Annotated in this window: 6 protein-coding genes and 1 pseudogene; all 7 read left to right on the top strand. The window is 57.7% G+C overall.

Annotated features, from left to right (window positions below; genetic code table 11):
• A partial coding sequence (locus tag AC1DRJ_RS13750) for an FAD-binding protein (protein WP_477802636.1) occupies nucleotides 1–1,175 on the top strand: 1,175 nt, incomplete at its 5' end.
• Nucleotides 1,176–1,186: 11 nt separating this feature from the next.
• On the top strand, nucleotides 1,187–1,891 hold the full coding sequence (locus AC1DRJ_RS13745; RefSeq protein WP_223514152.1) for a succinate dehydrogenase iron-sulfur subunit: 705 nt from the start codon (nucleotides 1,187–1,189) through the stop codon (nucleotides 1,889–1,891).
• 262 nt (nucleotides 1,892–2,153) lie between these two features.
• A complete protein-coding gene (locus tag AC1DRJ_RS13740; RefSeq protein WP_477802635.1) occupies nucleotides 2,154–4,985 on the top strand; it encodes a 2-oxoglutarate dehydrogenase E1 component in 2,832 nt (943 codons plus the stop codon).
• Nucleotides 4,986–5,027: 42 nt separating this feature from the next.
• Nucleotides 5,028–6,239 (top strand): 2-oxoglutarate dehydrogenase complex dihydrolipoyllysine-residue succinyltransferase, encoded by a 1,212-nt coding sequence (odhB, locus tag AC1DRJ_RS13735; RefSeq protein WP_477802634.1) that lies wholly within the window; start codon nucleotides 5,028–5,030, stop codon nucleotides 6,237–6,239.
• Between the two features lie 98 nt (nucleotides 6,240–6,337).
• A complete protein-coding gene (lpdA, locus tag AC1DRJ_RS13730) occupies nucleotides 6,338–7,774 on the top strand; it encodes a dihydrolipoyl dehydrogenase (protein ID WP_477802633.1) in 1,437 nt (478 codons plus the stop codon).
• A gap of 196 nt (nucleotides 7,775–7,970) precedes the next feature.
• Entirely contained in the window at nucleotides 7,971–9,137 is a 1,167-nt protein-coding gene (gene sucC, locus AC1DRJ_RS13725; protein ID WP_008148602.1) for an ADP-forming succinate--CoA ligase subunit beta, read from the top strand.
• Nucleotides 9,137–9,443, top strand: a pseudogene (locus AC1DRJ_RS13720) (succinate--CoA ligase subunit alpha); the annotation flags it as partial. The gene sucC and the pseudogene AC1DRJ_RS13720, both read left to right, overlap by 1 nt.

Raw genomic sequence — 9,443 nt, 5'->3', positions numbered from 1 at the left:
CCACCGTTTTGGCGACCGGCGGTGCAGGTCGTATCTACTCGTCCACCACCAACGCCCTGATCAACACCGGTGACGGCGTCGGCATGGCTCTGCGTGCTGGCGTGCCGGTACAAGACATCGAAATGTGGCAGTTCCACCCAACCGGCATCGCCGGTGCCGGTGTACTTGTGACAGAAGGCTGCCGCGGTGAAGGCGGTTACCTGATCAATAAGCACGGCGAGCGTTTCATGGAGCGTTATGCTCCGAACGCCAAAGACCTGGCTGGTCGTGACGTTGTTGCCCGTTCGATGGTTAAAGAAATCATCGCCGGCAACGGTTGCGGTCCGGATGGCGACCACGTAATGCTGAAACTCGATCACCTCGGTGAAGAAGTTCTGCACAGCCGTCTGCCAGGCATCATGGAACTGTCCAAGACCTTCGCTCACGTCGATCCAGCCGTGGCGCCGATTCCGGTCGTTCCAACCTGCCACTATATGATGGGCGGTGTACCGACCAACATTCATGGCCAGGCAATTACTCAGGACGCTGAAGGCGTTGACCAGATCATCCCGGGCCTGTTCGCTGTAGGCGAAGTGGCGTGCGTATCGGTTCACGGTGCCAACCGTCTGGGCGGCAACTCGCTGCTCGACCTGGTGGTATTCGGCCGTGCCGCCGGCCTGTTCCTGGAACAGACCCTGAAAGAAGGCGTTGATTACGCTCGTCCTCGCCAGTCCGACATCGACGCTGCCCTGGCACGTCTCGATGGCCTGAACACGCGTACCGAGGGTGAAGACGTCGCTACCCTGCGTAAAGAACTGCAAAGCTGCATGCAGAACTACTTCGGTGTGTTCCGTACCGGCGAATACATGCAGAAGGGTATTGCCCAGCTGGCTGATCTGCGTGGCCGTATCGCCAACGTCAAGATCAACGATAAGAGCCAGGCGTTCAACACTGCTCGTATCGAAGCGCTGGAACTGCAAAACCTGCTGGAAGTGGCCGAAGCCACCGCCATCGCTGCAGAGATCCGCAAAGAGTCCCGCGGTGCTCACGCCCGTGAAGACTTCGAAGACCGCGACGACGAAAACTGGCTGTGCCACACCCTGTACTTCCCGGGTGACAAGCGCGTAACCAAGCGTGCTGTGAACTTCTCGCCGAAGACTGTTCCGACTTTTGAACCTAAGATTCGGACTTATTAAGGGTGGCCGCCATGTTGCAAGTCAGTGTTTATCGCTACAACCCTGATCAGGACGCTGCGCCGTTCATGCAGGAATTCCAGGTCGATACCGGTGGTAAAGACCTGATGGTGCTGGACGTGCTGGCCCTGATCAAAGAGCAAGACGAAGGTTTTTCCTATCGTCGCTCTTGCCGTGAAGGTGTTTGCGGTTCCGACGGCATGAACATCAACGGCAAAAACGGCCTGGCATGCGTCACGCCGCTGTCCGCTGTCGTTAAAGGTAACAAGTTGATCGTTCGTCCTCTGCCAGGTTTGCCGGTTATCCGTGACCTGGTCGTCGATATGAGCATCTTCTACAAGCAATACGAGAAGGTTAAGCCATTTCTGCAGAACGACACGCCGGCTCCGGCCATCGAACGTCTGCAGAGCCCGGAAGAGCGTGAAAAGCTYGAYGGTCTGTACGAGTGCATCCTGTGCGCTTGCTGCTCGACYTCTTGCCCGTCCTTCTGGTGGAACCCGGACAAGTTCCTGGGTCCAGCTGCACTGCTGCAAGCGTACCGCTTCCTGGCAGACAGCCGCGACACCAAGACTGCCGAGCGTCTGGCTTCGCTGGATGACCCGTTCAGCGTATTCCGCTGCCGCGGGATCATGAACTGCGTCAACGTCTGTCCGAAAGGCCTGAACCCGACTAAGGCCATCGGTCACGTACGTAACATGTTGCTGCAAAGCGGCGTGTGATTCAGCTGCTGTACCCGTAAGACTGATGTACCCGTAGATGCTACGGCGCAGGCTTCAACCGGCGCCGTAGTTTTAACCTGAGCAGCAGCTTATAAGGCTGCGGCTCTTATTTTGAAGAAATGAGACAAGCAGGGGCATCCGGGCTGGTACCCGGACTATCAGCGTGATCCTAAGTGGCTTGTTTTGGTCGCTGCATTCGGACTTCTGCAAGTGTGCTCGGTGTCGACGCCGGTGGTGTTCCCCTAACCGAGGGTGACCAAGCATGCAAGAAAGCGTGATGCAGCGCATGTGGAACAGCGCCTACCTATCTGGTAGTAACGCTGCCTATGTGGAAGAGCTCTACGAGCTCTACCTGCACGACCCTAACGCTGTGCCAGAAGAGTGGCGCACCTACTTCCAGAAGTTGCCGGCTGACGGCAACACTGCTACCGATGTTTCGCACTCCACAATTCGCGATCATTTCGTCTTGCTGGCAAAGAACCAGCGCCGCGCCCAACCGGTTTCTGCCGGCAGCGTGAGCAGTGAGCACGAGAAGAAGCAAGTTGAAGTGCTGCGATTGATCCAGGCCTACCGTATGCGTGGCCACCAGGCAGCCCAGCTTGACCCGCTGGGGCTGTGGCGGCGTCCTGCACCTGCAGACCTGTCGATCAATCATTACGGCTTGACCAATGCCGATCTTGATACGATCTTCCGTGCCGGCGACCTGTTCATCGGCAAAGAGGAAGCGAGCCTACGCGAAATTCACGAAGCGTTGCAGCAGACATATTGCCGCACCATCGGCGCTGAATTTACGCACATCACCGATTCCGAGCAGCGCCAGTGGTTCCAGCAGCGTCTGGAAAGCGTGCGCGGCCGTCCGGTGTACTCCGCCGACATCAAGAGCCACCTGCTCGAACGCGTCACTGCCGGTGAAGGTCTGGAAAAATACCTGGGGACCAAATACCCGGGTACCAAACGTTTCGGTCTGGAAGGCGGCGAGAGCCTGATTCCGATGCTCGACGAACTGATCCAGCGTTCCGGTTCCTACGGCACCAAGGAAATCGTCATCGGCATGGCCCACCGTGGCCGTCTGAACGTGCTGGTCAACACCTTCGGCAAGAACCCGCGCGAGCTGTTCGACGAGTTCGAAGGCAAGAAGAAGGTTGAGCTGGGTTCCGGTGACGTCAAATATCACCAGGGCTTCTCGTCCAACGTGATGACCACCGGCGGTGAAGTTCACCTGGCCATGGCGTTCAACCCGTCCCACCTGGAAATCGTTTCTCCAGTGGTCGAGGGCTCGGTTCGCGCCCGTCAGGATCGTCGTAACGACCCTACCGGCGAGAAGGTTCTGCCGATTTCCATCCACGGTGACGCGGCATTCGCCGGTCAGGGCGTGGTGATGGAAACCTTCCAGATGTCGCAGACCCGCGGTTTCAAAACCGGCGGCACCGTGCACATCGTGATCAACAACCAGGTCGGTTTCACCATCAGCAACCCGCTGGACTCGCGTTCCACCGAGTACGCGACCGACGTTGCGAAAATGATCCAGGCGCCGATTCTCCATGTGAATGGTGATGATCCGGAAGCCGTATTGTTCGTGACTCAGCTCGCCATCGACTACCGCATGCAGTTCAAGCGTGACGTGGTGATCGACCTGGTCTGCTACCGTCGTCGTGGTCACAACGAGGCCGACGAGCCAAGTGGCACCCAGCCAATCATGTATCAGCAGATCACCAAGCAGCGCACCACCCGTGAGCTGTACGCTGATCGCCTGACCCAGRCCGGCGTGCTGGACGTTGAGCGTGTTCAGGCGAAAGTCGACGAATACCGCAACGCGCTGGACAACGGTCTGCATGTGGTAAAAAGCCTGGTCAAAGAGCCGAACAAAGAGTTGTTCGTGGACTGGCGTCCGTACCTGGGCCACGCCTGGACCGCGCGTCACGACACGCGTTTCGATCTGAAAACCTTGCAGGAACTGTCCGCCAAGCTGCTGGAAATTCCGGAAGGCTTCGTGGTTCAGCGCCAGGTCTCGAAAATCTACGAAGACCGTCAAAAGATGCAAGCCGGCGGCCTGCCGATCAACTGGGGTTACGCCGAAACCATGGCGTACGCGACCCTGGCGTTCGAAGGTCACCCGATTCGCATGACGGGTCAGGACATCGGTCGCGGTACGTTCTCGCACCGTCACGCTGTCTTGCACAACCAGAAAGACGCGGGCACCTACATCCCGCTGCAAAACCTGTACAACGGCCAGCCACGTTTCGACCTGTACGATTCGTTCCTGTCCGAAGAAGCCGTACTGGCGTTCGAATACGGTTACTCGACCACCACGCCTGATGCGCTGGTGATCTGGGAAGCCCAGTTCGGCGACTTCGCTAACGGTGCCCAGGTGGTTAYCGACCAGTTCATCACCAGTGGCGAGCACAAGTGGGGCCGTCTCTGCGGTCTGACCATGCTGCTGCCGCACGGTTATGAAGGTCAGGGCCCGGAGCACTCGTCGGCTCGTCTGGAGCGTTACCTGCAACTGTGCGCCGAGCACAACATTCAGGTAGCCGTACCGACCACGCCGGCTCAGATCTACCACTTGCTGCGCCGTCAGGTGATTCGCCCGCTGCGCAAGCCATTGATCGTTCTGACTCCAAAGTCGCTGTTGCGTCATAAGCTCGCCATATCGACCCTGGAAGATCTGGCCGAAGGTTCGTTCCAGACCGTGATCCCGGAAATCGATGTTCAAGATCCGAAAAAGGTCGAGCGCATTGTTCTGTGTAGCGGCAAGGTCTACTACGACCTGCTGGAAAAACGCCGTGTCGAAGGTCGTGACGACATCGCCGTCGTGCGTATCGAGCAGTTGTACCCATTCCCTGAGGACGACTTGAAAGAAGTCCTGGCTCCTTACACCAACGCCAAACATGCCGTCTGGTGTCAGGAAGAGCCGATGAACCAGGGTGCCTGGTACTGCAGCCAACACCACTTGCGTCGTAGCATCAGCAATCTCAACAAGTCTCTCGTACTCGAGTACGCGGGCCGTGAGGCTTCTGCTGCACCTGCTTGTGGTTATGCATCGATGCACGCTGAGCAGCAGGAAAAACTGCTGCAAGACGCCTTTACTGTTTAACGCCTTCGCGCACTTGAAACCGAATTTAAGGACCCACAGATAATGGCTATCGAAATCAAAGCCCCCACTTTCCCGGAATCGGTTGCCGATGGCACCGTTGCCACCTGGCACAAACAACCGGGCGACGCTGTAAAGCGTGACGACCTGATCGTCGATATCGAAACCGACAAGGTTGTGCTGGAAGTGTTGGCTACTGCTGACGGCGTACTGGGCGCTATCGTCAAGAACGAAGGCGACACCGTTCTGTCCGACGAAGTCCTGGGCTCCATCGAAGCGGGCGCTGCTGCCGCTCCAGCCGCTGCTCCGGCCGCTGCACAAGCGGCTGCTCCAGCTGCTGAAGGCGAAGACGATCCTGTTGCTGCACCGGCTGCTCGCAAGCTGGCTGAAGAAAACGGCATCAACATCGCTTCCGTTGCCGGCACTGGCAAAGGCGGTCGTGTGACCAAGGAAGACGTCGTAGCTGCTGTTGCTGCCAAGAAAGCCGCTCCGGCTGCCGCGCCTGCCAAGGCTGCTGCACCTGCCGCCGCTGCTCCTGTGTTCGCCGCTGGCGACCGCATCGAGAAGCGTGTTCCGATGACTCGCGTTCGCGCTACCGTGGCCAAGCGTCTGGTAGAAGCTCAGTCGAACATGGCGATGCTGACCACCTTCAACGAAGTCGACATGACCGAAGTCATGGCCCTGCGTTCGAAGTACAAGGACCTGTTCGAGAAGTCCCACAACGGCGTACGCCTGGGCTTCATGTCGTTCTTCGTGAAAGCGGCCACCGAAGCGCTGAAACGCTTCCCGGCTGTCAACGCCTCGATCGACGGTGCCGACATCGTTTACCACGGCTACGCCGACGTCGGTGTTGCTGTTTCCAGCGACCGTGGTCTGGTTGTACCGGTTCTGCGTAACGCCGAACTGATGAGCCTGGCTGAAATCGAAGGCGGCATCGCTACCTTCGGCAAGAAAGCCCGTGACGGCAAACTGTCGATGGACGAAATGACCGGCGGCACGTTCACCATCACCAACGGTGGTACTTTCGGTTCGATGATGTCGACCCCGATCGTCAACCCGCCGCAAGCAGCTATTCTGGGCATGCACAACATTTTGCAGCGCCCGATGGCGATCAACGGTCAGGTTGTTATCCGTCCGATGATGTACCTGGCTCTGTCCTACGATCACCGTCTGATCGATGGCAAAGAAGCTGTGACCTTCCTGGTGACCATCAAGAACCTGCTGGAAGACCCGGCTCGTTTGTTGCTGGATATCTGATAGAAGCAGCTGCAGGTTTCAAGCTGCAAGCTGCAAGTTACAGCAGCTTGGCTTGAGGCTTGCGGCTACCGCTTGCTGCAAAAAAGAGGATTTTTTGAATGTCGCAGAAATTTGACGTAGTAGTGATCGGCGCGGGCCCTGGCGGTTACGTAGCTGCCATCAAGGCAGCTCAGCTGGGTCTTACCACCGCCTGCATCGAGAAGTACACCGACAAGGAAGGCAAACTGGCTCTGGGCGGTACTTGCCTGAACGTCGGCTGCATTCCATCCAAGGCGCTGCTGGACAGCTCCTGGAAGTTCCACGAAGCCCAGGACGGCTTCGCGATCCACGGTATCAACCACGCTGGCGTGACCATGGACGTGCCAGCAATGGTCGGCCGTAAAGCCAACATCGTCAAAGGCCTGACCTCGGGTGTTGCCACCCTGTTCAAAGCCAACGGTGTGACTTCCATTCAGGGTCACGGCAAGCTGTTGGCCGGCAAGAAAGTTGAAGTCACCAAGCCTGACGGCTCGGTAGAAATCATCGAAGCCGAAAACGTGATTCTGGCTCCAGGCTCGCGTCCGATCGACATTCCACCGGCTCCGGTTGACCAGAATGTGATCGTCGATTCGACTGGCGCGCTGGAATTCCAATCCGTACCCAAGCGTCTGGGCGTGATCGGCGCCGGCGTTATCGGTCTGGAACTGGGTTCGGTCTGGTCCCGTCTGGGCGCCGAAGTCACCGTTCTCGAAGCGCTGGACACCTTCCTGATGGCCGCTGACGCTGCCGTTTCCAAGGAAGCGCTGAAAACCCTGACCAAACAGGGTCTGGACATCAAGCTGGGCGCACGCGTTACCGGTTCTAAAGTGAATGGCGACGAAGTCGTTGTGAACTACACCGATGCCAAGGGCGAACAGCACATCACTTTCGACAAGCTGATCGTAGCCGTTGGTCGCCGTCCGGTGACCACTGATCTGCTGTCCGCTGATTGCGGTGTGACCCTCGACGAGCGCGGTTTCGTGCACGTTGACGATCATTGCGCCACCACCGTGCCGGGCGTATATGCCATCGGCGACGTGGTACGCGGCATGATGCTGGCACACAAGGCCTCGGAAGAGGGCATCATGGTCGTCGAGCGCATCAAGGGCCACAAAGCCCAGATGAACTATGATTTGATCCCTTCGGTTATTTATACTCACCCGGAAATTGCATGGGTCGGTAAAACCGAGCAGGCCTTGAAGGCTGAAGGCGTTGAAGTTAACGTTGGCACCTTCCCGTTCGCAGCCAGCGGCCGTGCCATGGCAGCCAACGACACCGGCGGTTTCGTCAAAGTCATTGCCGATGCCAAGACTGACCGCGTATTGGGCGTCCACGTGATTGGCCCGAGCGCTGCAGAACTGGTTCAGCAGGGCGCGATCGGTATGGAATTCGGCACCAGCGCTGAAGACCTGGGCATGATGGTTTTCTCCCATCCGACCCTGTCTGAAGCCTTGCACGAAGCAGCTCTGGCAGTGAATGGCGGCGCCATTCACATCGCCAACCGCAAGAAGCGTTAAGACAATAAGAAACCACGGCGGAATGGCCCGTCGTGAGCCTTGCATGCAAGACTCACCGCGGAATATCCGCTGGACGCAGTCTTGCGTAGCTGCACCGGTTGACCGGAAAGGCTACGCAAGCAGCAGTCAAAGGTGGTGCGGCACTTGAACGAGTGCAGCACCGAATGCGCAGTACCTAACGAAGACGGTAATAAGCATGAATCTTCACGAGTATCAGGGTAAGCAGCTGTTCGCTGAATACGGCCTGCCAGTATCCCAGGGTTTCGCCGTAGACACCCCGGAAGCAGCAGCAGAAGCTTGCGACAAAATCGGTGGCACCGAGTGGGTTGTCAAAGCCCAGGTCCACGCTGGTGGTCGCGGTAAAGCGGGCGGCGTTAAGCTGGTTCGCAGCAAAGAAGACGCTAAGGCATTCGCACAGCAGTGGCTGGGCAAGCGTCTGGTGACTTACCAGACTGACGCCAATGGTCAGCCAGTCACCAAGATCCTGGTTGAATCGTGCACTGATATCGCTAAAGAGCTGTACCTGGGCGCTGTCGTTGACCGTTCGAGCCGTCGCATCGTGTTCATGGCTTCCACCGAAGGTGGCGTGGACATCGAGAAAATCGCTCACGACACTCCAGAAAAAATTCTGAAAGCCACTATCGATCCACTGGTTGGCGCTCAGCCATTCCAGGGTCGCGAGTTGGCATTCCAGCTGGGTCTGGAAGGCAAGCAAGTTGCTCAGTTCGCCAAGATCTTCGTAGGTCTGGCCAAGCTGTTCAAGGATCACGACCTGGCTCTGCTGGAAGTGAACCCGCTGGTGATCAAGGCTGACGGCGATCTGCATTGCCTCGACGCCAAGATCAACATCGACGCCAACGCCATGTACCGTCAGCCTAAGCTGAAGACTTTCCACGATCCGTCGCAAGACGATCCGCGCGAAGCGCACGCTGCCAAGTTCGAACTGAACTACGTAGCACTGGAAGGCAACATCGGTTGCATGGTCAACGGTGCTGGCCTGGCCATGGGTACCATGGACATCGTCAACCTGCATGGCGGCAAACCAGCCAACTTCCTCGACGTGGGCGGCGGTGCTACCAAAGAACGCGTTACCGAAGCGTTCAAGATCATCCTGTCCGACACTAACGTCGCTGCAGTATTGGTCAACATCTTCGGCGGCATCGTTCGTTGCGACATGATTGCCGAAGGCATCATCGGCGCTGTGAAAGAAGTCGGCGTGAAAATCCCGGTTGTTGTTCGCCTTGAAGGCAACAACGCTGAGCTGGGCGCTAAAGTACTGGCAGAAAGCGGTTTGAACATCATCGCTGCTACCAGCCTGACCGACGCTGCTCAACAAGTTGTTAAAGCTGCGGAGGGCAAATAATGAGCGTCCTGATCAATAAAGACACCAAAGTTATCTGCCAGGGTATTACCGGTTCGCAAGGTAGTTTCCACACCCAGCAAGCCATCGAATACGGCACCAAGATGGTTGGCGGCGTAACTCCTGGCAAAGGCGGCACCGAGCACCTGGGTCTGCCAGTGTTCAACACCGTGAAAGACGCTGTAGCTGCCACTGGCGCCACCGCCAGCGTGATCTACGTTCCAGCTCCTTTCTGCAAGGACTCCATCCTGGAAGCAGCGTTCGGCGGCATCAAGCTGATCGTTTGCATCACCGAAGGCATTCCTACCC

This window comes from Pseudomonas sp. P5_B2, from assembly GCF_056400445.1.
This window is presented reverse-complemented; position numbering and strand designations above follow the sequence as displayed.